This window comes from uncultured Microbacterium sp., from assembly GCF_900078385.1.
GTDB lineage: Bacteria > Actinomycetota > Actinomycetes > Actinomycetales > Microbacteriaceae > Microbacterium.
In genome coordinates, this window is record NZ_FLQR01000010.1 from 120,810 (window position 1) to 145,264 (window position 24,455).

19 protein-coding genes are annotated in these 24,455 nt (G+C 72.3%); 10 read left to right on the forward strand and 9 right to left on the reverse strand.

Features of this window, described 5'->3' with window-relative positions:
- Positions 1 to 14: 14 nt before the first annotated feature.
- Genes QZL85_RS13020 through katG form a run of 3 tightly spaced genes read left to right on the forward strand, consistent with a single transcriptional unit; the run spans position 15 to position 3,822 of the window.
- Positions 15 to 1,010, forward strand: coding sequence for a stage II sporulation protein M (locus QZL85_RS13020; protein ID WP_295577413.1), 996 nt, complete (start codon positions 15 to 17; stop codon positions 1,008 to 1,010).
- A gap of 53 nt (positions 1,011 to 1,063) precedes the next feature.
- The gene (locus tag QZL85_RS13025) at positions 1,064 to 1,513 is read left to right on the forward strand and encodes a Fur family transcriptional regulator (protein ID WP_295577415.1); all 450 of its coding nucleotides are present in this window, start codon (positions 1,064 to 1,066) and stop codon (positions 1,511 to 1,513) included.
- Between the two features lie 26 nt (positions 1,514 to 1,539).
- Positions 1,540 to 3,822 (forward strand): catalase/peroxidase HPI, encoded by a 2,283-nt coding sequence (gene katG / locus QZL85_RS13030; protein WP_295577417.1) that lies wholly within the window; start codon positions 1,540 to 1,542, stop codon positions 3,820 to 3,822.
- A gap of 232 nt (positions 3,823 to 4,054) precedes the next feature.
- Here the strand turns inward: katG and QZL85_RS13035 are convergent, their stop codons facing one another.
- The 6 genes from QZL85_RS13035 to QZL85_RS13060 all read right to left on the reverse strand — a co-directional run bounded on the left by QZL85_RS13035 (position 4,055) and on the right by QZL85_RS13060 (position 10,346).
- Positions 4,055 to 4,861 carry an aquaporin gene (locus QZL85_RS13035; protein WP_295577419.1) on the reverse strand — a complete coding sequence of 269 codons (807 nt, stop codon included), beginning with the start codon at positions 4,859 to 4,861 and terminating at the stop codon, positions 4,055 to 4,057.
- 152 nt (positions 4,862 to 5,013) lie between these two features.
- Positions 5,014 to 6,315 (reverse strand): DUF58 domain-containing protein, encoded by a 1,302-nt coding sequence (locus QZL85_RS13040; RefSeq protein WP_295577422.1) that lies wholly within the window; start codon positions 6,313 to 6,315, stop codon positions 5,014 to 5,016.
- Positions 6,315 to 7,310, reverse strand: a complete 996-nt coding sequence (locus tag QZL85_RS13045; RefSeq protein ID WP_295577424.1) for a MoxR family ATPase — start codon at positions 7,308 to 7,310, stop codon at positions 6,315 to 6,317. The genes QZL85_RS13040 and QZL85_RS13045 overlap by 1 nt, the downstream gene beginning before the upstream one ends.
- Positions 7,307 to 8,476, reverse strand: coding sequence for a DUF4350 domain-containing protein (locus QZL85_RS13050; RefSeq protein ID WP_295577426.1), 1,170 nt, complete (start codon positions 8,474 to 8,476; stop codon positions 7,307 to 7,309). Before QZL85_RS13050 ends, QZL85_RS13045 begins: the two co-directional genes overlap by 4 nt.
- Complete coding sequence (locus QZL85_RS13055; protein WP_295577428.1) at positions 8,473 to 9,111, reverse strand: DUF4129 domain-containing protein; 639 nt, start codon at positions 9,109 to 9,111, stop codon at positions 8,473 to 8,475. The genes QZL85_RS13050 and QZL85_RS13055 overlap by 4 nt, the downstream gene beginning before the upstream one ends.
- Positions 9,108 to 10,346, reverse strand: a complete 1,239-nt coding sequence (locus QZL85_RS13060; protein ID WP_295577430.1) for a glycerophosphoryl diester phosphodiesterase membrane domain-containing protein — start codon at positions 10,344 to 10,346, stop codon at positions 9,108 to 9,110. The genes QZL85_RS13055 and QZL85_RS13060 overlap by 4 nt, the downstream gene beginning before the upstream one ends.
- 146 nt (positions 10,347 to 10,492) lie before the next feature.
- Between QZL85_RS13060 and mtrA the strand changes: the two genes are divergently transcribed.
- The 5 genes from mtrA (at position 10,493) to raiA (ending at position 16,042) form a co-directional block, all read left to right on the forward strand.
- Positions 10,493 to 11,173: an MtrAB system response regulator MtrA gene (mtrA, locus tag QZL85_RS13065; protein WP_295577433.1), complete on the forward strand. Its 681-nt coding sequence runs from the start codon at positions 10,493 to 10,495 to the stop codon at positions 11,171 to 11,173.
- 19 nt (positions 11,174 to 11,192) lie between these two features.
- The gene (mtrB, locus tag QZL85_RS13070; protein ID WP_295577435.1) at positions 11,193 to 12,872 is read left to right on the forward strand and encodes an MtrAB system histidine kinase MtrB; all 1,680 of its coding nucleotides are present in this window, start codon (positions 11,193 to 11,195) and stop codon (positions 12,870 to 12,872) included.
- Positions 12,869 to 14,545 carry an LpqB family beta-propeller domain-containing protein gene (locus QZL85_RS13075; protein WP_295577436.1) on the forward strand — a complete coding sequence of 559 codons (1,677 nt, stop codon included), beginning with the start codon at positions 12,869 to 12,871 and terminating at the stop codon, positions 14,543 to 14,545. The genes mtrB and QZL85_RS13075 overlap by 4 nt, the downstream gene beginning before the upstream one ends.
- A gap of 91 nt (positions 14,546 to 14,636) precedes the next feature.
- Complete coding sequence (locus tag QZL85_RS13080) at positions 14,637 to 15,293, forward strand: ComF family protein (protein WP_295577437.1); 657 nt, start codon at positions 14,637 to 14,639, stop codon at positions 15,291 to 15,293.
- Between the two features lie 89 nt (positions 15,294 to 15,382).
- Positions 15,383 to 16,042 (forward strand): ribosome hibernation-promoting factor, HPF/YfiA family, encoded by a 660-nt coding sequence (raiA, locus tag QZL85_RS13085; protein ID WP_295577440.1) that lies wholly within the window; start codon positions 15,383 to 15,385, stop codon positions 16,040 to 16,042.
- 60 nt (positions 16,043 to 16,102) lie between these two features.
- On the opposite strand, the gene QZL85_RS13090 is transcribed toward raiA, so the two are convergent.
- The gene (locus tag QZL85_RS13090) at positions 16,103 to 17,425 is read right to left on the reverse strand and encodes a hypothetical protein (protein WP_295577443.1); all 1,323 of its coding nucleotides are present in this window, start codon (positions 17,423 to 17,425) and stop codon (positions 16,103 to 16,105) included.
- Positions 17,426 to 17,657: 232 nt separating this feature from the next.
- Here QZL85_RS13090 and secA point away from each other — a divergent pair, with 232 nt between their 5' ends.
- Both secA and QZL85_RS13100 read left to right on the forward strand, forming a co-directional pair.
- Entirely contained in the window at positions 17,658 to 20,447 is a 2,790-nt protein-coding gene (secA, locus tag QZL85_RS13095) for a preprotein translocase subunit SecA (RefSeq protein WP_295577445.1), read from the forward strand.
- A 162-nt stretch (positions 20,448 to 20,609) separates the two neighbouring features.
- On the forward strand, positions 20,610 to 21,833 hold the full coding sequence (locus tag QZL85_RS13100; RefSeq protein ID WP_295577448.1) for a pyridoxal phosphate-dependent aminotransferase: 1,224 nt from the start codon (positions 20,610 to 20,612) through the stop codon (positions 21,831 to 21,833).
- Between the two features lie 263 nt (positions 21,834 to 22,096).
- Here QZL85_RS13100 and QZL85_RS13105 read toward each other — a convergent pair whose 3' ends face one another.
- The gene (locus tag QZL85_RS13105; RefSeq protein WP_295577451.1) at positions 22,097 to 23,824 is read right to left on the reverse strand and encodes a DEAD/DEAH box helicase; all 1,728 of its coding nucleotides are present in this window, start codon (positions 23,822 to 23,824) and stop codon (positions 22,097 to 22,099) included.
- A 92-nt stretch (positions 23,825 to 23,916) separates the two neighbouring features.
- Complete coding sequence (locus QZL85_RS13110) at positions 23,917 to 24,354, reverse strand: Rv3235 family protein (protein WP_295577453.1); 438 nt, start codon at positions 24,352 to 24,354, stop codon at positions 23,917 to 23,919.
- Positions 24,355 to 24,455 lie beyond the last annotated feature (101 nt).

Genomic DNA, 24,455 nt, shown 5'->3' on the forward strand with positions numbered 1-24,455 from the left:
GTACAGTAAACCAAATGGACCTCGACGCCCTGACGGCCGCGCGTCGCGCCGAGTGGGCGCGGCTGGACGAACTGGGCCGTGTCCGGCGGCCGAGCGGGCGCGACGTCGACGAACTCGTCGCCCGGTACCGCTCGGCCTCCGCCGATCTCGCCGAGATCAAGACGACCGCCGGCCGGAGCCCCGAGGGCGATCACCTCTCGACGCTGCTGGCGCGCGCGCGCCTGCGTCTGACCGGCGCCCCCGACAACGTGCTCCGGCAGGTGCCCCGCTTCTTCGTCCACCAGCTTCCCGCAGCCCTCTACCGGCTCCGCTGGACGACCCTCGCAGTCGCGCTGGCGTTCTTCGCCATCGGAGCGCTCGTGGCCACGTGGATCGCCGGCGACGCCGCCGTCGTCGCCGCCCTCGGGGACGAGGCCGGGCTCGCGCAGTACGCCGAGGCCGACTTCACCGATTACTACAGCGAGAACCCGGCCGCCGTCTTCGCCGGGACGGTCTGGACGAACAACGCCTGGATCGCCGCGCAGTGCGTCCTGTTCGGCGTCACCGGCATCTGGCCCGTCATGGTCACGATGCAGAACGCCGTGTCGGTCGGCACAGCCGCGGCCGTGCTCTTCGCGCACGGGCGCGGCGACGTGTTCTTCCTCTATATCGCCCCGCACGGCCAGCTCGAGCTCACCTGCCTCTTCGTCGCGGCCGCGGCGGGGCTGCACATCTTCTGGGCGTGGGTGGCCCCCGGCCCGCGCGGTCGCGGGGAGTCCCTCGCCACGGCCGGTCGATCCCTCGCGACCGTCGCGGTCGGCCTCGTCCTGGCGCTCGCCGTCGCCGGTCTCCTCGAGGGGTTCGTGACGGCGCAGCCGTGGCCGTGGCCTGTCAAGATCGGGCTCGGGACGCTCGCGCTCGCCGCCTTCCTGGGGTACATGCTCATCGTCGGACGGCGGGCCGCCGCGCACGGGGAGACCGGGGATCTGACCGAGTACGAAGCCGGCACGACGCGGCTCGTCGCGGGCTGATCCACCGCTCCCTCTAGTTTGGATCCGTTCAAAACAGTCGCTAGACTGGGGGCATGTCGACGACCGCCGTGCAGGGCCCCTCGCGGCACCCGGTGGCCTCCGAGGCGCTGCGCGATGCCGGCCTCCGCGTCACGCAGTCGCGCGCCGCGGTCTACGCGGCGCTCGCCGCCCACCCGCACGCGAGCGCCGACGCCCTGTTCGCCGCTGTGGGTCCGCTGATGCCCAGGCTCAGCCGCCAATCCGTCTACAACGCGCTCAACGACTTCGCCGATGCCGGCATCGTCCGTCGGATCGAGCCGGCCGGGCAGTCGATGCTGTTCGAGCTGCGCGTCAGCGACAACCACCACCACCTGATCTGCACCGACTGCGGCACCGTCGCCGACGTCGACTGCGCGGTCGGGCATGCCCCCTGTCTCACGCCGTCGCAGGACCACGGTTTCGCGATCGCATCGGCGGAAGTCACGTACTGGGGCCTGTGCTCCGCGTGCGCGGCCGCCGCCTGAGCACCACCACCCGAGGAAGGAATCCCATGACCGACCACGAGCCCACCGCCGCCCCCATCGGCGAGGACGTGACTGACATCAGCCAGGACGTGCTCGTCGCGGACACCGACGAGGCGAAGGCGGAGGAGGCGGCGGGATGCCCCGTCGTCCACGCGCAGCCGCACCCCACGACCGGCTCCGCCAACAACGTCTGGTGGCCGAACCAGCTGAACCTCCGGGTGCTCAAGAAGAATCCCGTCGAGGCCAACCCGCTCGGCGGCGACTTCGACTACAAGGCCGCCTTCGAGGCACTCGACCTTCCCGCGGTCAAGGCCGACATCGCGGCGGTCCTCACGACGTCGCAGGACTGGTGGCCCGCGGACTTCGGCAACTACGGCCCCCTCGTCATCCGCATGGCATGGCACAGCGCCGGCACTTACCGCGTCCACGACGGCCGTGGCGGCGGCGGGGCCGGTCAGCAGCGCTTCGCGCCGCTGAACAGCTGGCCGGACAACGTCAACCTCGACAAGGCGCGGCGCCTGCTCTGGCCCGTCAAGAAGACCTACGGCCAGGCGCTGTCCTGGGCCGACCTGATGATCCTCGCCGGCAACGTTGCGCTCGAGACCATGGGCTTCAACACGTTCGGCTTCGGCGGCGGCCGTCCCGACGTGTGGGAGCCGGACGACGACGTGTACTGGGGCCCGGAGACGACGTGGCTCGGCGACCAGCGCTACAAGGGCGACCGGGAGCTCGACAAGCCGCTCGCGGCCGTGCAGATGGGGCTCATCTACGTCAACCCGGAGGGCCCGAACGGCAACCCCGACCCGCTGGCCTCGGCGCGCGACATCCGCGAGACGTTCGCCCGCATGGGGATGAACGACGAGGAGACCGTCGCCCTCATCGCCGGCGGTCACACGTTCGGGAAGACGCACGGCGCGGCCCCCGACTCGCACGTCGGGGACAACCCTGAGGCGTCCGGCCTGGAGGCGCAGGGCTTCGGCTGGCAGAACGGCTACGGCTCCGGAAAGGGCGACGACACGATCTCCTCCGGCCTGGAGGTCACCTGGACCTACCACCCGACCCGGTGGGACAACGAGTTCTTCCACATCCTCTACGCCTACGAGTGGGAGCTCATGAAGAGCCCCGCCGGCGCGAACCAGTGGCGTCCGACGAACGGCATGGGCGCGGACATGGTGCCGCTCGCGCACGACCCGTCGAAGCGCCGCGAGCCGCGGATGCTGACGAGCGACCTGGCCCTGCGGATGGACCCGGAGTACGACAAGGTCTCCCGGAAGTTCAAGGACGACCCCGAGGCGTTCGGCGATGCGTTCGCGCGCGCCTGGTTCAAGCTCACCCACCGCGACATGGGCCCGATCGCCCGCTACGTGGGCCCCGAGGTCCCCACCGAGGAGCTCATCTGGCAGGACCCGCTCCCCGCCGTCGACCACATCCTGATCGACGACGCCGACGCGGCGGCCCTGAAGGCGCAGATCCTCGCCTCCGGTCTCACCGTCGCCCAGCTCGTGTCGACGACCTGGGCCGCGGCCTCCACCTTCCGCGGCAGCGACAAGCGCGGCGGCGTCAACGGCGCCCGCATCCGTCTGGAGCCGCAGAAGGACTGGCAGGTCAACAACCCGCCGCAGCTGCAGCAGGTGCTCGCACAGCTGGAGTCCGTCCAGGCGTCGTTCAACGACGGCCGCACCGACGGCAAGAAGGTGTCGCTCGCCGACCTCATCGTGCTGGCCGGCAACGCGGCCGTCGAGAAGGCCGCGCAGGATGCCGGAGTCGAGCTGACGGTGCCGTTCCGCGCGGGCCGCACCGACGCCACGCAGGAGCAGACCGACGTGGAGTCGTTCTCCTACCTGGAGCCGGCCGCCGACGGGTTCCGCAACTACTACGGGCGCAACGCCGTCCTGCCGCAGGAGCACCAGCTCATCGACAAGGCCAACCTCCTCACCCTCACGGCGCCGGAGATGACCGTCCTCGTCGGCGGCCTGCGCGTGCTCGGGGCGAACTGGGACGGCTCGGAGTACGGCGTGTTCACCGGTCGAGCCGGCGTGCTGACGAACGACTTCTTCGTCAACCTCCTCGACCTCGGCACGACGTGGACGGCGCTGGACCCGGGGTCGCAGGCATACGAAGGCGTCAAGGAGGGCTCGACCGAGCGTCTCGGGCGCGGCACGCGCGTCGACCTCCTGTTCGGCTCGAACTCCGAGCTGCGCGCTCTCGCCGAGGTGTACGCCTCGGACGACGCGACGGAGAAGTTCGTGCGCGACTTCGCGGCGGCGTGGGGCAAGGTCACCGAGCTCGATCGGTTCGACCTCGTCTGACGGCTCGTCTCGTCGGAAGGCCCGTCCCTCGTTTTCGGGGGCGGGCCTTTCCGCGTCCTGATCGCGCTTCCGCGGGGTGCTCGCGCTTCGCGCGTCGCGGACGGTGCTCGCGCTTCGCGCGTCGCGCTCCCGCTGCGCGGTTCGCGGGGGTTCGGACAACAGGGCCCCTACCCCGACTGTCCGTACCCCCGCGAACCGCTCCGCTGGCGTCGTGGGCGGGTCCGGGGCGCGGTCAGGCGGCGCTGCGGGAGTCGAAGAGGGCCTTGTGGGCGAAGCCGGCGATGAGCGCCCCGACGATCGGGAAGACCAGGAACACCCAGAGCTGCGCCAGCGCGTCGACGCCGCCGTAGATGGCCGTCGCGATCGACCGCGCGGGGTTCACCGACGTGTTGTCGATGGGGATCGTCGCGAGGTGGATGAGCGTGAGCGTCAGGCCGATGACGAGCCCCGCGAGCGGTGTGCCGCGCGTCGCGTGCGTGACGCCCAGGATGACGAGAACGAAGACGCCGGTGAAGAGGATCTCCGCCGTGATCGCGGCGCCGAGCCCGAAACCGCCGGGGGACTGGGCGCCGAAACCGTTGCTCGCGAAGCCGGAGCTCTGCCGCGCGGCGAGCCAGCCGTCGGGACCGAACATGCCGATCAGCACGAGCAGGCTCGTCCCCACGGCGCCGCCGACGATCTGGGCGATGATGTAGCCGAGCGCGTCCCGCCACGGGAACCGCCCCGCGGCGGCGAGTCCGAGCGTCACGGCGGGGTTGAAGTGCCCGCCGGAGATCGGCCCCCACGCATACGCGCCGGCGACGACGGTGAGTCCGAAGGCCAGCGCGACGCCGACGAAGCCGATGCCGAGGGAGGTGCCCGCCGCGCTCGTCCCGAAGTCGGCCGCGAACAGCGCGGCGCCGATCGAGCCGAAGACGAGGAGGAACGTCCCGGCGGCCTCGGCGAGGAGCTTGATCCCGGTCGTGGGCCCGGCCTCCGGCGGGGTGTGCTCGAGCGGTGTCGGGACGGCGGGCTGATCGGGGATCGGATCGGGGCTCATGACTCCTCCTTCGGGTGCGGATGCCGCGAGTCTCCCGCCGATCGCGCGCGACCGCCAGAGCCGCGTCGCCGGGACCGCGTCGTGCGGGCGGCGGCGTCGAGGTCACCCCTCTCGGTCGCCCCGGTCCCGCGGCGTCTGAGCGACGCCGGGGATCACAGCCGGCCCGCGGCCTTCAGCGCGAGATAGCGGTCGGCCACCCGCGGCGGCAGCGACTCGGCGTCGGCGACGACGGCATCCGCCCCCGCGCGCCCGATCGCGGACGCGACCTCGCGGGCGTCGCGCGCGCTGCGCTCGGCCGCCGCGAGGGCGTACACGCCCGCGGCGTCGCGGGCACGGTCGGTCAGAGGCTCGTCCGCCGACACGCTGCCCACCACGACGCGGCTGCGCGCGGTGAGCGCGGGCAGCGCCGCGAGGAAGCCGCGCGCCGAGTCGACGGCATCCTGCGCCGTCAGCAGCACGACGAGCGCGGGGCGGGTCGTCAGCCGGTGCACCTGCGCGGCCGCGGCATCCCAGTCCGTGTCGATGAGCTGCGCCTCCACAGGCGCCATGGCGTCCACGAGCGCCGGCAGCAGCCCCGTCCCGTCCACGCGCGTCACGCGGGCCCGCAGCACGCGGTCGAACATGACGAGATGCACGTGGTCGCCGGCGCGGACGGCGAGGGCGCCGAGGAGCAGCGCCGCCTCCATCGCGGCGTCCAGGCGCACACCGTCCCCGACGCGCGCCGCCGAGGTGCGGCCCGTATCGATGACGATGACGACATGCCGGTCCCGCTCGGGCCGCCACGTCCGCAGCATCGTGGTCGTCGCGCGCGCGGTCGCCCGCCAGTCGATCGAGCGCACATCGTCGCCCCGCACATACTCGCGGAGGCTGTCGAACTCGGTGCCCTGCCCGCGCATCTGGACGCTCGTGTTGCCGTCGAGTTCGCGGAGCCGCGCGAGCCGCGAGGGCAGGTGCCGGCGCGCGGTGAAGGGCGGCAGGACGCGCAGCGCGCCGGGCGCCTCGACGCGGCCCTGACGACCCGCGAACCGCAGCGGCCCGTCGGCGCGGACGACGACGAACCCGGTGCGCAGCTCGCCGCGCCGGCGCGGATGCAGCGTGATGTCCACGGCCCGCCGCTCGCCGGCGGGGATGTCGATCACGCTGCGGCCCTCCGGCGCGCCCGCGGTCGGCTGCCACGCGTCCCGCACCCGCCCGCGCAGGCGGCGACGGCCCCGATTGGTGAGGAGCACGGTCGTCGGCACGTCCTGGTCGCGCAGCACCCGTCCGGGCACGCGGCGCTCGACGTCCACGGTGCGCGGGTCGGCCGCGCACGCCGCGTCGACCGCGGCCGCGGCGACGCACAGCGCCGCCCACGCGCCGGCGACCGTCCACGCGGGCAGCCCGGCGGCCGAGAGCAGCACGACGGGGACCACCCCCAGCGCGAGCGCGAGCGCGAGGCGACCGGTGACGAACATCAGATCGGGACGCGGGTCTGGGCCAGCACCGACGTGAGGATCGCCTCCACGGAGACCGCCTCCAGCTCGGCCTCGGGGCGCAGTCGCACCCGGTGCCGCCACGTCGGCAGCAGCATCGTCTGCACGTGGTCGGGGGTGATGGCGGGGTAGCCGCCGAGCCAGGCCCACGTCTTCGCGGTGGCGAGGAGCGCGGTCGCCGCGCGCGGGCTCGCCCCGAGCTGCACGGACGGGGACTGCCGGGTCGCGCGGGCGAGGTCGACCACGTATCCCAGCACGTCGTCCGAGACGGTGACGGATGCCGCGGCGCGCTGCGCCGCACGGATCTCCGCGGCTCCGACGACCGGCTGCAGCCCCGCGCCGGCCAGATCCCCGGGCCGGAACCCGTCGGCGTGCCGGCGGAGCACCGCCATCTCGTCGGCCCGCGCGGGCACGTCGATGAGGAGCTTCAGCAGGAACCGGTCCAGCTGTGCCTCGGGCAGGGCGTACGTGCCCTCGTGCTCGATCGGGTTCTGCGTCGCGGCGACGAGGAACGGGTCGGGGAGGGGACGGGACTGCCCGTCCACGGAGACCTGGCGCTCCTCCATGGCCTCCAGCAGTGCCGCCTGGGTCTTCGGGGGCGTGCGGTTGATCTCGTCGCCCAGCAGCACGTGGGTGAACACCGGTCCCGCGCGGAACTCGAACTCGCCCGCCCGCGCGTCGTAGACGAGAGATCCGGTGACGTCGCCCGGCATGAGGTCGGGGGTGAACTGGATGCGGGTGGTGTCCAGTCCGATGGCGCGGCTGAAAGCCCGGACGAGCAGCGTCTTGGCGACGCCCGGCACGCCCTCGAGCAGGACGTGTCCGCGCGCGAGCAGTGCGATCAGCAGGCCGGTGACGGCGCCGTCCTGGCCGACCACCGCCTTGCCGACCTCGAGCCGCACGCGGTTCATCGCCTCCCGGAGCACGTCGTCGGAGGGCTCGTCGGCGGAGGGGACATCGGCGACGGTGTCGCTCATGGGCTGTTCCTTTCGGGGCGAAGGGTGCGGGTCACCGCGTCCTCGAGGTCGCGGAGGCGGTCGGCGAGGTCGACGAGTTCGCGGTCGGTGCGCGGCACGGCGTCCAGCAGCACGTCGGTCACGGTGGCGCGGTCCGCGCCCAGATGTGCGGCGACCGCGTCGGCGACCTCCCGGACGGATGCCGCGGGGCCGAGTCCGAGGAGCCGGGCCAGGCGATCCAGGGCGGCGATGCGCAGCTGGTCCGCGGCGTGCCCGGCGTCCCCGGCGCGCGCGTACAGCTGGGCGCGGCCGACGGTCGTCTCGCCCGCGCGGACGGACACGGGGAGCGTCTCGGCCACGAGCGGACCGAACCGCCGTCCGCGCCAGATCGCGGCCGCGAGCGCCGCGCCGGCGAGGAGGGCGAGCGCCGGCGTGACCCAGTCCGGCGTCAGTTCACCGATCGTGGGGGCTGTCGTCAGGTCGCTGTCCGTGAGCGCCGGCAGGTACCAGACGACGTGGGCCCCTCGCCCGAGCAGGTTCGCGCCGAGGGCCGCGTTGCCGTCGTCGGCGAGGTGCTCGTTGGTGAGGAGGGCTGTGGCGTCGAGGGCGGCGATCCGGCCGCCGTCGGTGTCCCGCACGAGCAGGCCGTGCCCGCCGCCGGACGGGTAGCACGCGACCGCATCGCCGGCGGCCCCGAAGACGGTTCCGGGCGAGATCTCGCCGGACCGCGCGGCCTCGGGCAGCGCGCAGGCCGGCACGGCCGCGCCGGCACCGACCCCCGCGGGGGTCGACCCGTCCAGCAGGAGGCGCAGATCCCGTGACCGAGGCTCGAGCAGCACGACATCCGCGGCCTCCGCCGTCAGGGCGGCGAGATCCTCGTCCGACAGCGGGGCGGTGTCGGTGACGACCAGTGTGGATGCGGATGTGAGCGCGTCCGCCGCCGCGGCGCGGTCGCGGGCGACGTCGACCGCGACCCCGTGGTCATCCAGCAGGCGGGCGAGCGCACGGCCGCCGTCCGGGGCGGGGGACTCCGGGTCCAGCAGACCCGCGGCCGGCATCTGCGAGATCCCGCCGATCGCGGCAGCGACCGCGCCGATGACGAGCAGTGCGGCGCCGATCGCCGCCCACCCCGCGATCGCCCGGCGGCGCGGCCGCACAGCCGCGCGCGCCGGGGCGGCCGCCGTCATACCGGGGTCCGTTCCGGCCGCGGCGCCGCCAGGAGGCGCTCATCGAGCGACGCGACGAGCTCGTACGCGTCGGCGGTCCCCGGGCGCCGGAGGTAGCGGACGTCGTCGAACGCATCCGCCGCGCGGGCCAGCGTCTCCGCCTCGGCGGGGAAGGCGCCCGTCGCGGAGCGTGCGAAGCCGTGGACCGTCGCCCCCGGCGGCGTCTCCACGATCGTGCGGTCCGCGAGCGATCGGGCGATCGCGCGGAAGCGCAGCACGATCGCGTCCTCCCACCGCGCGGCGGCGGCCGCTGTCCGGGCGGCGCGGCGCAGATCGTCCGCGGACCGGCGCTCGGCGTCGCCGAAGAGGACGGCGGCGGCGCGCGTCCGCGCGGCCCCGCGTGGCCGACCCCAGATCACGACGGCGACGGCGATCGCCGCGACGACGACCACGAGCACCGCGACCGCGAGCCACGGGCCGAACGCCGGCGGGAGGTCGCCGCTGAACAGCGAGAGGAAGAAGTCGCCCACGGCCCGGGCCGCGCGATCGAACGGCGTCGGCTCCGCGACCCGGTAGACGGGGTCCGCGAGCTCCCGCTCCGCCCACTCGCGCGCTTCGTCCCCGTCCGGGATCAACGGCGCGATCGGCACCCTCACGGCGATCCCGGTGCGCCGCCGGGCGGTGTCCACGTCCTCGGCGACGGAGCGGGATCCCTTGCGGGGGGAGTCGCGGCGCCGGGCGAGGGCGTCGGCGGCGCGGCCGTGGGGTACGGCGGGGCCGGGAACGGGGGCGCGGGGTGACCCGCGAACCCCGGCACCGCGGTGCCCGGTGCGGGCGGAGCCCACCGGGGGAGGTCGCGTCCGATGTGGATCCGGTAGGGATCGGTCGGCACGGCGCCCGGAAGCTCGCGCCGGTCGACGTAGGCCAGGAGGTCGAGGTCCAGGCCCTCCCGCCGCATCCGGGAGTCGATGTAGATGAGCGCCGTCGCCGTGGACTGGACGACAAGTGCGACCGACTGCAGGAGCACCACGAGCACCTCGGTGACGAGCAGGCCGACCAGGAGCGCGATGACGCTGCCGACCTCCGGGTCTCCGGTCGGAGAGAAAACCGTCGTGATCCCGGTCGTCAGGAACGACATCGGCAGGCTGACGAGCTGCGCGAGCGCCCCGAACGCCGCCGAGATGATGACCACGATCCCGAGCGACGGCCAGAACCGTCCGCGCGTGAGGGACCAGGAGCGGCGCACGGCGTCGAGGATGCGTGCCCGCTCCATGACGATGACGGCCGGTGCCAGCAGGAGCTTGACGGTGAGCCACAGCGACACCGGGACGGCGACGAGGATCGCCAGGATGACGAGACCCACGACGACGGCGACCGATGCCTGCGCCAGCAGCACGAATGCGGCGACCAGGATGCCGACGAGCACGCCGACCGCGAGGCTCAGCAGCACCGTGTACCCGATGAGCCGCCACGCGACGGGCGTGACCTGCCGCCAGAGTCCGCCGAGGGTCAGCTTCTCCGCGAGGGCGGCGTGCGCGACCTCCCGCACGATCACGGCCTGCACGAGCACGCTGAACGCGTTGGCGGCGAGGCCGAGGACGAGGCTCACGGCGCCGACGAGCGCGATCGAGCCCGCCATCACGGTGTCGAAGTCGTCGTCGCCGGGCGACAGTGTCGCGAGGCGTCCGAACGAGTAGATCCCCGCCGCGACGATGCCGGCTGCCGCGACGATCGTCACGACGGTCTGCGCGACCAGTGCGAAGCCGAGCAGCACGCGCGGGTTCTGCCGCAGCGCCGCGAAGGCGCGACCGAGGATGGTGCCGAATCCCAGAGGTCGGAGCGGAATGATGCCGGGCCGGGGGGCAGGCGTCCACGTCGGGTAGGCCGTCACATGCACTCCTCGAACGATCGGCGCGGGTCGTCCTATCGTGTCATACCGGGGCCGTCGGGCCCCGGCGGGGCGGGGTCCGATACTGTGGGGGATGCGCCCGGCCGGCGCACCGGCATCCGCCGCACCCGAAGGACGAACAGGTCACAATGACATCCCGCATCCTGGTTGTCGACGACGACACCGCTCTGGCAGAGATGATCGGCATCGTCCTGCGCACCGAGGGGTTCGAGACGGCGTTCTGCGCCGACGGGGCGGTCGCGATGGATGTGTGGCGCGCCGAGCGCCCGGACCTCATCCTGCTCGACCTCATGCTGCCCGGAATGGACGGGATCGAGATCTGCACGCGCGTGCGGGCCGAGTCCGGCGTGCCCATCATCATGCTGACGGCGCGCACCGACACGGCCGACGTCGTGCGCGGTCTCGAATCCGGCGCCGACGACTACATCGTCAAGCCCTTCAACCCCAAGGAGCTGGTCGCGCGCATCCGCACGCGCCTGCGGCCGGCATCCCAGCCGGCGGGGGAGACGCTGCGGATCGGCGACCTCTCCGTCGACGTCGCCGCCCACGAGGTCCGCCGCGCCGAGACCGTCATCGCGCTGACGCCGCTGGAGTTCGAGCTGCTCGTGGCGCTCGCCTCCAAGCCGCAGCAGGTGTTCTCCCGGGAGATGCTGCTCGAGCAGGTCTGGGGCTATCACTACAAGGCGGACACCCGCCTCGTGAACGTGCACGTCCAGCGGCTGCGGGCCAAGGTCGAGATCGACCCCGACAACCCGAAGATCGTCACGACGGTGCGCGGCGTGGGCTACCGCGCCGGCGCCGTCGTCTAGCCCCCGCCGGAATCGGATCGTGTCGCCGACGAGCACCGCCACTCACGCCGTCGTCACCGACTGGCGGAACGCGCGGGAGTGGCCCCGCCGCATCATGCTGGCGTGGCGCCGGTCGCTGCGGTTCCGCACGGTCGCCCTGACACTCGGGTTGACGGCTCTCACGATCCTGGTGGCCCTGGTCTGGATGGCCCTCGCGATCCAGAACGATCTGTTCGAGTCGCGTATCCAGCAGGTGCAGTCGGCGGCGAGCCGGGCGACGCAGTCGGCGCAGACCACGCTGGACGCGGCTGTCGTCGAGAGCGACACGCTCGCGCTCCAGAACCTCATGGACCGGGTCCGCGACTCGATGGCGCGGCAGGCGTCGACCGACATGATCGCCGCCTTCCGCATCTCGGACGAGCCGTCCTCGACGGCGCCCCAGGACTTCGAGGCCGGCGGCCTCACCTCCGCCCTGCTGACCTCCGGCCTCCGCGAGACCGTACGGCGGGACGCCGGCACGCAGTGGTGGCAGTCCATCGGCATCCCCGCCGACGACGGCGGGCGGATACCGGGCGTCGTGATCGGGCAGCAGCTCATCCTTCCCGAAGCCGGCGCCTACGAGGTCTACTTCGCCTACGAGCTGGGTTCCGAGGCGCAGACGCTGCAGTTCGTGCAGGTGACGCTCTGGGGCGTCGGCATCGTCCTCGTCGTGCTGATCGGCGCGGTCAGCTGGTTCGTCCTCCGTTCGGTCACGGTACCCATCGCGCGGGCCGCGGAGACGAGCGCCAAGCTCGCGTCCGGCGACCTCGGCGTCCGCCTGCCGGTGCAGGGCGAGGACGAGTTCGCGACGCTGGGGCGCTCCTTCAACGCCATGGCGGACAGCATCGAGGCGCAGATCAAGGAGCTCGCCGAGCTGTCGCTCGTCCAGCAGCGGTTCGTCTCCGACGTCTCGCACGAGCTGCGCACGCCGCTGACCACCATCCGGCTCGCGTCGGACATGCTCAACGACCAGCGCGCCGCGTTCGACCCCACGACCGCGCGCGCCGCGGAGCTGCTGCACGCGCAGGTCCAGCGCTTCGAGACGCTGCTGACCGACCTCCTCGAGATCAGCCGGTACGACGCGGGCTCGGTCCAGCTGGAGAACGAGGCCACGAGCCTCGCCCATCTCGCCGAGGACGTCATCGCCTCGATGCAGCAGCTCGCCGATCAGCACGGCACCGATGTGCGTCTCGTGGCCCCCGGCGGGTACTCGCCCGTCGACATGGATCCCCGCCGCGTGCGCCGGATCGTCCGCAACCTCCTCGGCAACGCGATCGAGCACGGCGAGGGGCGGCCCATCGTCGTGATGGTCGACAGCAACCAGCAGGCCGTCGCGCTGAGCGTCCGCGACTTCGGTCTCGGCATGAGCGCGGCCGACGCGGAGCGCGTGTTCGACCGGTTCTGGCGCGCCGACCCGTCGCGCAAGCGCACGATCGGCGGGACCGGGCTCGGCCTGTCGATCGCGCTCGGCGACGCCCGCCTGCACGGCGGCACCCTCGAGGTGTGGTCCGAGCTCGGCCGGGGGACGAATTTCGTCCTGACCCTGCCGCGCCAGGGAGCGACGCTCCGCGGCGCCCCGCCGATCCCCGCCGACCCCGGTGACGACGGCACGCCCGTGGACGATCTCGGCATGACCCAGCCGCTCGATCTGCCCGACCTCGCCCAGGGAGGCCGCCCGTGACCCGCCGCCGCGCCACCCTCGGCCTCGCCGCCGCGCTGCTCGCCCTGCTCCTCACCGCCTGCGCCGGGCTCCCCACGACCGGTCCGGTCAACGCCGGCCGACCCGTCACGGAGGAGGACGGCGACACCGACGTCGCGTTCGTCCCGGCAGGGCCGTCCCCCGGTGCGACGCCCGCCCAGATCGTCGAGGGCTTCATCGCGGCGGGGTCCGGCACACGGAGCAACTGGGCGACCGCACAGGAGTTCCTGACCACGGAGTTCCGGGCGACGTGGCGCCCGCAGGCCGGCGTCACCATCTACCGGGCCGGCGAGCGCGCGCTCTCCGAACCGGCCGAGGACGAGATCGTCCTCACGATCGCCCCGGAGGCGACGGTGGACGCGGCGGGGGCCTACGAGGTCGCCGGCGAGGGGGAGATCGCGATCGGATTCCGCCTCGAGCGCGCACAGGGGGAGTGGCGCATCGCCGAGGCGCCGGACGGCGTCATCCTCGACGAGACGCGATTCCGGTCGGTCTTCCGCAGCTACGAGCTGATGTACTTCGACCCCAGCTGGCACTTCCTCGTCCCCGATCTGCGCTGGTTCCCGACCACCAACGCCGCGACTCGGATCGCGGAGGCGCTCGTCGACGGCGCGCCGAGCCCCTGGCTCGCCGAGTCCGTCGTCACCGCGTTCTCCGCCGATGTCGACCTCGCGCAGCGGTCGGTGCCGGTCCGCTCCGGCGTCGCTCAGGTGTCGCTGGAGAGCGGCGCCCGTCAGCTCGAGTCCGGGATCCTCGACCGCATGCAGACCCAGCTCCGGGAGAGCCTCGCCGGCGCCGGCATCCCGGAGGTCGACATGCTCGTGGACGACCAGGTGCTCACCGCCGAGGCCGTGAGCGTCGCACCGACGCGCATCGACTCGCGGCCGCTGGTGCTGACCGACGATGCGTTCGGGTTCCTCTCCGGCACGCAGATCGAGGAGATCCTGGGGCTGTCCGCCGCCGTCCGCTCGGTCGACGCCGTCGCGATCGAGGTGGCCGCGTCCCGCTCGTTCGCGGCCGTGCAGACGGCGGCGGGCAGCACGGCGCGGGTCGAGGCGGGTGCCGCCGTCACCGAGATCGACGCCCGGCGGGGCCTCGTGGGGCCGACGATCGACACCGAGGACTACATCTGGAGCGTGCCGGCGGAGGATCCGGGGGCGGTCGTCGCGATCGGGCCGGACGGTGCGTGGCACGAGATCGCCGACGCATGGAGCGGGGCGACACGCCTCTCCGCCATGCGCATCTCGCGCGACGGCGCGCGTATCGCGGCGGTCGTCCGCGACGGCGCCCACCCCTCGGTGTGGGTGGCCGGCATCGTGCGCAATGAAGACGCGGTGCCCGTCGCGCTCAGCGACCCTCAGCTGCTGGCCGTGCTCCCGGGGGACGGGGTCGGGCTCGCGTGGGGAGATGCGACCACCCTCGCCCTGTCGTACACCGACGGCGGGCAGACGTTCGTGCTGGAGCAGCCAGTCGGCGGTCCGGGGTCGTCGCTGCGCGCCCCCGCCGGCATCACGACGGTCGCCGGTGGCAACCAGCCCGGCGGCGTGCGGCTCCGTGATGAGGACGGCGAGCTGTACGTCCAGCGCGGCGCGTCGTGGCAGGACCAGTTCTCCGGAGTCCGTGTGCTCGCGACGCAGCAGGGCACGCCGCGCTGACGTCTCCTCCCCAATGCGGTCTCCGCGGCGGGGGGACACGGAACGGGGGTCTCGCGGGACGGCGGGAGCACTCCCGCCGCACGATGGGCGGATGCCGTCCTCCCATCTCCGTGGCGCGCTCGCCGAGGCCCTCTCGCTCGTCTTCCCGACCTGGTGCGCCGGCTGCGACCTGCCGGGGGTGCCGCTGTGCACGGACTGCGCCGCGGCGCTCGCTCCTGACCCGCGCATGCGCCGGCTGCCGGACGGCCTCCGCGTGCACAGCGCGTTCGCCTTCGAGGGCGTTGCGGCACGCGTCATCCGCGCGCTCAAGGAGGAGGGTCGGACGCCGCTCGCGCGCCCGCTCGGGGCGGCGCTGCGCACCGCTGCGCAGGCTGCGGATGCGGGCGGCGACGTGCATGTCGTGCCCGTGCCGACCTCGCGCGCTGCCCTGCGCCGACGCGGCTACCGCGTCGCGGAGCTCGTCGCCACGCGGGCGGGGCTGGCGCCGGAGCGACTGCTCGTCGCCGCGGCGCCGTCCGCCGACCAGCGCGGACTCGGACGTGCCGAGCGCGCCGGCAACGTCGCGGGGACGATGCGCGCCCGCCGCGTCGCGGGGCTGCGCATCGTGCTCGTGGATGACGTCGTGACGACCGGTGCGACGCTCGCCGAAGCGGTTCGGACGCTGCGCGACGGGGGCGCCGACGTGCTGGCGGCCGCGACGATCGCCGCCACGCCGCTTCGGGGGATAATCACGGCACACCGCGCGTGACATGCGGCGGCGCCGGGGCTACGTTGGGGGGACAGAAGGCGAACCGAGGTCCGCCCTTGACCGGGAGGACCGGAACAAGGAGGTCAGGGATGGAAACCAGCATCGTCGGCGTGGGCGTGAGCATCACGGATCGGTTCCGCACCGTTACCGAGGAGAAGTCCGCCCGGATCGAGAACCTCGCGCCGCGGGCGCAGCGACTCGACGTCAAGGTCACCCACCGCGTCTACCACAACGGCGGACGCGAGGATGAGACCGTCGAACTGACTCTGACCGGCAAGGGCCCCATCGTCCGCGCGGAGGCCACCGACGGCGACAAGTTCGCCGCACTGGACATCGCGGTGGACAAGATGGCCGAGCAGCTGCGGCGCGCGAAGGACAAGCGGGTCGACGCCCGCAACCACTCCCGTGGCGCCAAGCTCGAGAAGGGCACCGGAACGATCGCCGGGATCGACGTGAAGCCCGCCTCGCTGGATGTCATCCGGGCCGTGGCGACAGGGGAGATCCCCATCATCACCGGCAACGAGGAGGAGGCGGACTACACCCCCGTCGTCATCCGCACCAAGCTGTTCGAACCGGAGTGGATGACCGTCGAGGAGGCCGTGGACCGCATGGAGCTCGTCGGGCACGACTTCTTCCTCTTCATCGATGCGCGCACCGACCACCCCAGTGTGGTGTACCGCCGCAAGGGCTGGGACTACGGCGTCATCTCGCTGACCACGGTCGCAGCCGCGGAGGAGCTGGTCTCCTAGACCGAGCACGGGAGGGCGGATGCCGTGCGGCATCCGCCCTCCCGCACGTCCGGGCGGTGATCAGTCGAACATGCCGTCCAGGAGGCTGCCGATCACGAGGCCGCCGAGGAGGCCGCCCATGATGTCGGGACCGCCGCGCTGACCGCGCCCGCCGCCCTGACCCCATCCGCCGTCGTTCGGGCGGGACGAATCGATGTCGCGCTGCGCGAGCTGCAGCGCCTCGGCGGCGAGCATCCCGCACCGGCGCGCGTCGGCGAGCGCCTGCTCGCGGAGGTCCTCGTCGATCGGCGCGCCGATGAACGGTGCCAGCTCGAGGCGGATGCGCTCGGCTTCGGCGAGCCGTGTGCGGGCGTCGGCCCCGATCCAGCCGCGGTGACCCGAGATGACGCTGCGCGCGACGCCGAGCTGGCGGTCGGCGTCGTCGATCGCATGGCGCACATGCGACTCCGGCGGCAGGGGGCGCGCGGCGCGCTCGCGGGCCTTCGCGACGGCGAGGTCGAGCGCCGTGTTGGCCTCGCGCAGCCGGGTGAGCTCGGTGAACGGGTCGGGCTTCTCGGCGGTCGTGCCGAAGTCGTCGAGCGCCTTCTCAAGCGCCGTCGTCGCTGCGGCGACGGCCGGGACGCCGGCGAGGTCACGCGCGTCGACGATGTCCTGCCGGGAGTCATCGACGATGGCCGTGAGGGTCGACGAGGCACGCAGGGCCTCGACCTCGAACTGGTCGACGGACTCGAGCAGCGTCGTGGCACGGCGCACCGCCTCGATCGCGGTCTCGAGCGCGATGTTGGCCTGCTCGCGCTGGCCGCTCTCGCGGCGGACCTCGGACACGTCGGAGCCGTGCACGGCGAAGTCCAGCAGCTGCCGGGCTTCGGCGGGGTTCCCGGAGATCTTGCGGAGGGCCGCGGGGGAGTAGCGCTGCTGCAGCCGGGCGACCGTCTCCTCGGCCTGCGGCAGGCGGGCGCGCAGGCGCTCGACGTCCCGGCGGATGCCGGCGATGATCTCCGGTGCGCGCCGCGCGCGGGCGATGGACTCGGCGAGCGCCTCGGTCCGGTCGTCGAGGAGCTCCTGCGCCCAGTCGCACAGCTGGATGATGCGCTCGTTGCGGGTCTGCAGCTCCTCCGACGTGTCCGGGATCTCGTCGTGGTTCAGCTGGTTCAGGTGGAAGGCCTCGCCCAGATGCTGCCGGACGGCGGCGACCGCCGCGCGCAGCTCGCCCGTGGCATCCCGTCCCAACTCGATCTCGGCGTACGTGAGCTCGTCGGCGGTGGTGCGGATGCGCTCATCGGCGGCGACGAGAGCGGAGTCGGCCCGTCGGCCGAGCTCGGCGATCTTCGCCTGCAGCTCCTCTTGCTCGCGTTTGCGTCTGCCCCAGATTCCACCAGCCATGGCTCGATCCTAGATCCGCGGCGCCCGGCGGCGCCGCGGGCGGCCGCGGTTCCCTGCCGGTTCGCAGAACCCGTCCCCGCGCGCGCATCCCGGCTGTCCGCTGTGGGAGATACCGGACCCCATGCAGATGTCTCCAAGGTCACAGGCGGATAACATGGCTCAATATGCCTGCGCCTTGCGCGGGCACCCGCCGACCGGGACGTCGGCGGCACCCGACAGATGGAGATCGTCCGTGGCCAACCCCCTCGAGAAACTGCTTCGCGCCGGTGAAGGACGGATCCTCCGGCGGCTCCAGCAGGTCGTGAAGGCCGTGAACGCCCTCGAAGAGGACTACGCGCAGCTGACCGACGACGAGCTGCGCAGCGAGACCGCCGAGCTGCGTGCCCGCCACGAGGCCGGCGAGTCGCTGGACAAGCTCATGCCCGAGGCGTTCGCCGCGGTGCGCGAAGCCGCCCAGCGGACCCTGGGCCAGCGTCCCTACGACGTGCAGATCATGGGCGGCGCGGCGCTGCACCTCGGCAACATCGCCGAGATGAAGACCGGTGAGGGCAAGACCCTGACCGCGACGTTCGCCGTGTACCTCAACGCGATCGCCGGCAAGGGCGTGCACGTCATCACGGTCAACGACTACCTGGCCTCGTACCAGTCCGAGCTCATGGGGCGCGTCTACCGCGCCCTCGGCATGTCGACCGGCACGATCATCGCCGGCCAGACCCCGGAGATCCGCCGTGAGCAGTACGCCGCGGACATCACCTACGGCACGAACAACGAGTTCGGCTTCGATTACCTCCGCGACAACATGGCGTGGCGCAAGGACGACCTCGTCCAGCGCGGGCACTTCTTCGCGATCGTGGATGAGGTCGACTCGATCCTCATCGACGAGGCCCGCACGCCGCTCATCATCTCCGGCCCCTCCTCCGGGGAGGCCAACCGGTGGTTCGTGGAGTTCGCGAAGATCGCGAAGACCCTGCAGGCCGGCGTCGACTACGAGGTCGACGAGAAGAAGCGCACGATCGGTGTGCTCGAGCCCGGCATCGAGAAGGTCGAGGACTACCTCGGCATCGACAACCTGTACGAGTCGGCCAACACGCCGCTCATCTCGTTCCTGAACAACTCGATCAAGGCGCTCGCGCTGTTCAAGCGCGACACCGACTACGTCGTGATGAACGACGAGGTCATGATCGTCGACGAGCACACCGGCCGCATCCTCGTCGGGCGGCGCTACAACGAAGGCATTCACCAGGCCATCGAGGCGAAGGAGGCGGTCCCGGTCAAGGCGGAGAACCAGACCCTCGCCACCGTGACGCTGCAGAACTACTTCCGGCTCTACGAGAAGCTCGCCGGCATGACGGGTACCGCCGAGACCGAGGCGGCCGAGTTCATGTCGACCTACAAGCTCGGCGTCGTCCCCATCCCGACCAACAAGCCGATGGTCCGCAAGGACCAGTCCGACCTCGTCTACAAGAACGAGCAGGCCAAGTTCACGCAGGTGGTCGAGGACATCGCCGCGCGCCATGAGACCGGCCAGCCGGTCCTCGTCGGCACCGTCAGCGTCGAGAAGAGCGAGTACCTCTCCCGCCTGCTCGCCAAGAAGGGCGTCAAGCACGAGGTCCTCAACGCGAAGAACCACGCGCGTGAGGCCGAGATCGTCGCCCGTGCCGGGCGCCTCGGGGCCGTCACGGTCGCCACGAACATGGCCGGCCGCGGCACCGACATCATGCTCGGCGGAAACGCCGAGTTCCTCGCCGTGCAGGAGGTCAAGTCCCGGGGTCTGGACCCCGTCGAGACCCCCGAGGAGTACGAGACCGCGTGGGACGAGGTCTACCCCGCCATGCGCGACACCGTCGCCGAGGAGGCCGTCGCGGTCGTCGAGGCCGGCGGCCTCTATGTGCTCGGCACCGAGCGTCACGAGTCCCGCCGCATCGACAACCAGCTGCGCGGCCGCTCGGGACGTCAGGGCGACCCCGGCGAGAGCCGGTTCTACCTGTCGCTGACCGACGACCTCATGCGGCTGTTCCAGTCCGGAGCCGCCGAGGCGATCCTCGCCCGCACGAACTTCCCGGACGATGTCGCGATCGAGTCCGGCATGGTCTCCCGTGCCATCAAGAGCGCGCAGGCGCAGGTCGAGGCCCGCAACGCCGAGATCCGCAAGAACGTCCTGAAGTACGACGACGTCCTCAACCGCCAGCGCGAGGCGATCTACGCCGACCGCCGGCACATGCTGGAGGGCGATGACCTCTCCGACCGTGTGCAGCACTTCGTCGAGGACGCTATCAACGCGATCATCGATGACCACACCGGTCGCGGCCACAACGAGAGCTGGGACTTCGACGCGCTCTGGACCGAGCTGAAGACCCTGTACCCCGTGGGGGTCACGATCGACGAGGTCGTCGCGGAGAGCGGCAACGCCGGCCGCGTCACCGCGGAGGGCCTCAAGCGCGAGATCCTCTCCGACGCGAGGATCGCCTACGACAAGCGCGAGGAGTCGCTCGGCTCGCCCGCCATGCGCGAGCTCGAGCGCCGCGTCGTGCTGCAGGTGCTCGACCGCCGCTGGCGCGACCACCTCTACGAGATGGACTACCTCAAGGACGGCATCGGCCTGCGCGCCATGGCCCAGCGCGACCCGCTCATCGAGTACCAGCGCGAGGGGTACCAGATGTTCCAGTCGATGATGGGGCAGATCAAGGAGGAGTCCGTCGGGTTCCTCTACAACCTCGAGGTCGAGGTGCGCCAGGCCGAGGGCGCCCAGGTCGAGGCGAAGGGTCTCACCGCGCCGACGGTCGAGGCGCAGCGACTGCAGTACACCGCGTCCAACGACGCCGGCGAGGTCGAGGTGCGCAACGAACGCGGGCAGGTGCAGCAGGCGGCGACGAGCAAGCTGCGCGCCGCGCAGGCCCCCGCTCCCGCCGAGCCCGCCGCCGAGGCGCCCCGCGGGGCGTTCGGCCAGCGCACCGACGGCGGGTCCGCCGCCGCGACGGCGCAGAACCGCGCACAGCGCCGCGCGGCCGACAAGAAGAAGTAGTACGCGCGGCATCCCGGCCGACGTCAGGCGATCGGCCGGGGTCCGGCGGGCCCGGCCCGGATCGGCCTGACCCGGGCGGATCGCCCGAACCCGGCAGCCGGCGGCCCGCCGGGGGCCACGGGGCGCGCATTGGCCTGGTCGGCGCGGGGATATCCTGAGCGGATGAGCCCCCGCATCCTGGACCAGTCGTCGAAGCTGAAGGACGTCCTCTACGAGATCCGTGGGGCCGCCCTCGTGGAGGCCGACCGGCTCGAGGCCGACGGGCACACGATCCTCAAGCTCAACACCGGGAACCCCGCCGTGTTCGGCTTCGAATCGCCGTTCCAGATCGTGCGCGACATGATCGAGGCCATCCCGCACGCGCACGGGTACAGCGACAGCCGCGGCATCATGTCGGCGCGCCGCGCGATCGTGTCGCGCTACGAGGAGGAGGCCGGCTTCCCGGCCTTCGACCCGGATGACGTGTACCTCGGCAACGGCGTGTCCGAACTCATCACCATGACGATGCAGGCGCTGCTCGACGAGGGCGACGAGGTGCTGATCCCCTCGCCGGACTATCCGCTGTGGACCGCGATGACGAGCCTCGCCGGCGGCACTCCCGTGCACTACCGCTGCGCGGACGAGAACGGCTGGCAGCCCGACCTCGAGGACATCCGCGCGAAGGTCACCCCGCGCACGAAGGCCATCGTCGTCATCAACCCGAACAACCCGACCGGCGCCGTGTACTCGCGCGAGGTGCTGGAGGGGATTGTGGAGATCGCCCGGGAGCACGAGCTCCTGCTGCTCTCCGACGAGATCTACGACCGCATCCTCTTCGACGATGCCGTGCACGTCCCGCTCGCGACCCTCGCCCCGGACCTGCTGTGCCTCACGTTCAACGGGCTGTCCAAGACCTACCGGGTCGCCGGCTACCGCTCCGGCTGGATGGTCATCACCGGGCCGAAGAAGCACGCGTCCGGCTTCCTCGAGGGCATCCAGCTGCTGGCCTCCACGCGGCTCTGCCCCAACGTCCCCGGGCAGCACGCCGTCCAGGCCGCCCTCTCCGGCGTCCAGTCGATCAATGCGCTCATCGCCCCGACCGGTCGCCTGCACGAGCAGCGGGATGCCGCCTGGGCGGGCCTGGAGAAGATCCCGGGCGTCACGTGCTTCAAGCCGAAGGGCGCGCTGTACGCCTTCCCGCGGCTGGACCCCGAGGTGCACGACATCCGCGACGACGCGAAGCTGGTCTACGACTTCCTCGTCGCCGAGCACGTGCTGCTGGTCCCCGGCACCGGCTTCAACTGGCCGACGCCCGATCACCTGCGGATCGTCACACTGCCCGAGGCGCGCGTGCTGACCGAGGCGATCGAACGGCTCGGCAACTTCCTCGCCTCGTACCGGCAGTGACGCCCCCGGCGACCGCGGCGTGGTAGCGGACGGCGCGGGCCGTCGTGGCGCTGTCGGCCGGCCGCGGGCGGCGTGCGGCCCGGTGCAGCGCCGGCCATGGTGCGCGAACGGCAGGACCGGATGTCGCGCCTGGGGCGCCCGGCCACTCATCCGCCCCACCCGTCACGTCTGATCCTGCAGATCGCCCCGCAGGACGGCGTCGACAGCCGGGCGTCTCAGTGATGCAGTGACGCCGTGATGCAGTGACGCAGCGACGCCCTGCCTCAGCGGCGCGGCGGACGATCCGGGCGCTTGGCGGAGCCGCCGAATCGGTCGGGCTGGATCTCGATGAGCTTGCCGCTGATGCGCGTGCCCTCGAGGCGCTTCAGCGTCTCGCGAGGCAGGTCGGCGGTGAGTTCGACGAGCGAGAAGTCGGGGCGGATCTGGATCGCGCCGAAGTCCTCGCGCCGCAGGCCCCCCTCGTTGGCGAGGGCGCCGACGATCTGGCGCGGCTCGACCTTGTGGCGACGGCCGACCGAGATCCGGTAGGTGGTCATCGACGAGCCGCCCGAGCGCGGACGGCGATCGCCCCGCTCTCCCTGGTCGCTGCCGCCACGGGTCTCGCGATCGGACCGGGGCTCGGGCGCCGCGGCGGGGTCGAGGAGGAGCGGCGTCTCGCCCTGGGCCACGACGGCGAGAGCGGCGGCGACATCGGCCTCGGGCACGTCGTGGTGCTCGACGTAGTGGGCCACGATGTCGCGGAAGACCCCGATCTGCGCCGGGTCGGCGAGGGCCGCGGTGATCGCGTCGTCGAAGCGGGTGAGGCGCGTCGCGTTGACGTCCTCGACGCTGGGGAGCTTCATCTCGGTGAGCGGCTGGCGCGTGGCCTTCTCGATCGTGGTCAGCATCCGCCGCTCCCGGGGCGTGACGAAGCTGATCGCGTCGCCGGTGCGCCCGGCACGACCCGTACGGCCGATGCGGTGCACGTACGACTCCGTGTCGATCGGGAGGTCGTAGTTGACGACATGGCTGATGCGGTCGACGTCGAGCCCGCGCGCGGCGACGTCCGTCGCCACGAGGATGTCGAGCTTCCCGCTCTTGAGCTGGCTGACCGTGCGCTCGCGCTGGGCCTGTGCGACGTCGCCGCTGATCGCCGCGGCGGTGTACCCGCGGGCGCGCAGCTTCTCGGCGAGGGTCTCGGTCTCGTTCTTGGTGCGGGTGAAGACGATCATGGCCTCGAAGTTCTCGGTCTCGAGGATGCGCGTGAGCGCGTCGACCTTCTGCGGGTACGACACCATGAGGTAGCGCTGGGTCGTGTTGGCCGACGTCGTCGTCTTCGTCTTGACCGTGATCTCTTCGGGATCGTTCAGGTACTGCGTCGAGATGCGCCGGATCTGCGTGGGCATCGTGGCGGAGAACAGTGCCACCTGCTTGCTGGTCGGGGTGTCGGCGAGGATCGTCTCGACATCCTCGGCGAAGCCCATCTTGAGCATCTCATCGGCCTCGTCGAGCACGAGGTACTTGAGCTCCGACAGGTCGAGCGTGCGCTTCTCCAGGTGGTCCATGATGCGTCCCGGCGTGCCGACGACGATGTGGACGCCGCGGCGGAGCGCCGAGAGCTGCTGACCGTAGCCCTGGCCGCCGTAGACGGGGAGGACGTGCACGCCGCGCATGTGCGAGGCGTACTTCTCGAACGCCTCGCACACCTGCAGGGCGAGCTCGCGCGTGGGCGCGAGCACGAGGGCCTGCGGGGTCTTCTGGGCGAGGTCGAGGCGGGAGAGGATCGGCAGCGCGAAGGCGGCGGTCTTGCCGGTGCCTGTCTGCGCGAGGCCGACGACGTCGCGGCCGGAGAGCAGCGGCGGGATGGTGGCCGCCTGAATGGCGGAGGGCGTCTCGTAGCCGACGTCCTTCAGGGCCTTCATCACCGCATCGCTGAGCCCGAGCTCGCTGAAGGCTGATTCCGGACGGGCAGATTCTGCCTCAACGGAAGGATTCTCGGTGGATGACGCCATACGTCGACGGTAGTCCTCTCCCGACGCCCCCCGCGACCGGCCCGGACTCCCCCGACGTCACGAGCCGCCGCGGCCCCGCTCAGCGACGCGCGCTACAGGAGGGCGAGGGATGTCGCGCGCCAGCGCCCGTCCCATCCCTCCAGGCGCAGTGCGACGGCGCGGGTCCGCGCAGGGCCGGCCACGATCACGACCGCTTCCACGACGCCGTCGGCGGGCGCGTCATGCCGGATGGTGAGGATGCGATGCGCGGGCCGGGCGGCCGCCACGCCTCGGGCGCTGCGGGCTCGTGCCGACAGGTTCGCGCGGGTGACGAGGGCGCGGAACGCGTCCTCCCCGAACCAGCGCGCCAGCTGATCGACCTCTCGGACGCCGGCGAGCACCTCGAGGACCCCGATCGTGAGGTTCTTCAGCAGGGGCTCGGGCTCCGGCAGCTCGCTGCTGGGAGTGCGCTGCGGGGCGAAGTACTCCGCCACGTGGAGCGCGGAGCCGGAGGCTGCCGGTGTGCGCGCGGTGCTCGGTGGGGGAGCCATGCCGAGTCCTCTCTCGAGGGGTGTCGCGGGGGTGTCGTGGCCACGAGTAGAGCACAGCCGCGCGGGGCGCAGGATGAGAATCCTCCAACTGTGGACAACCG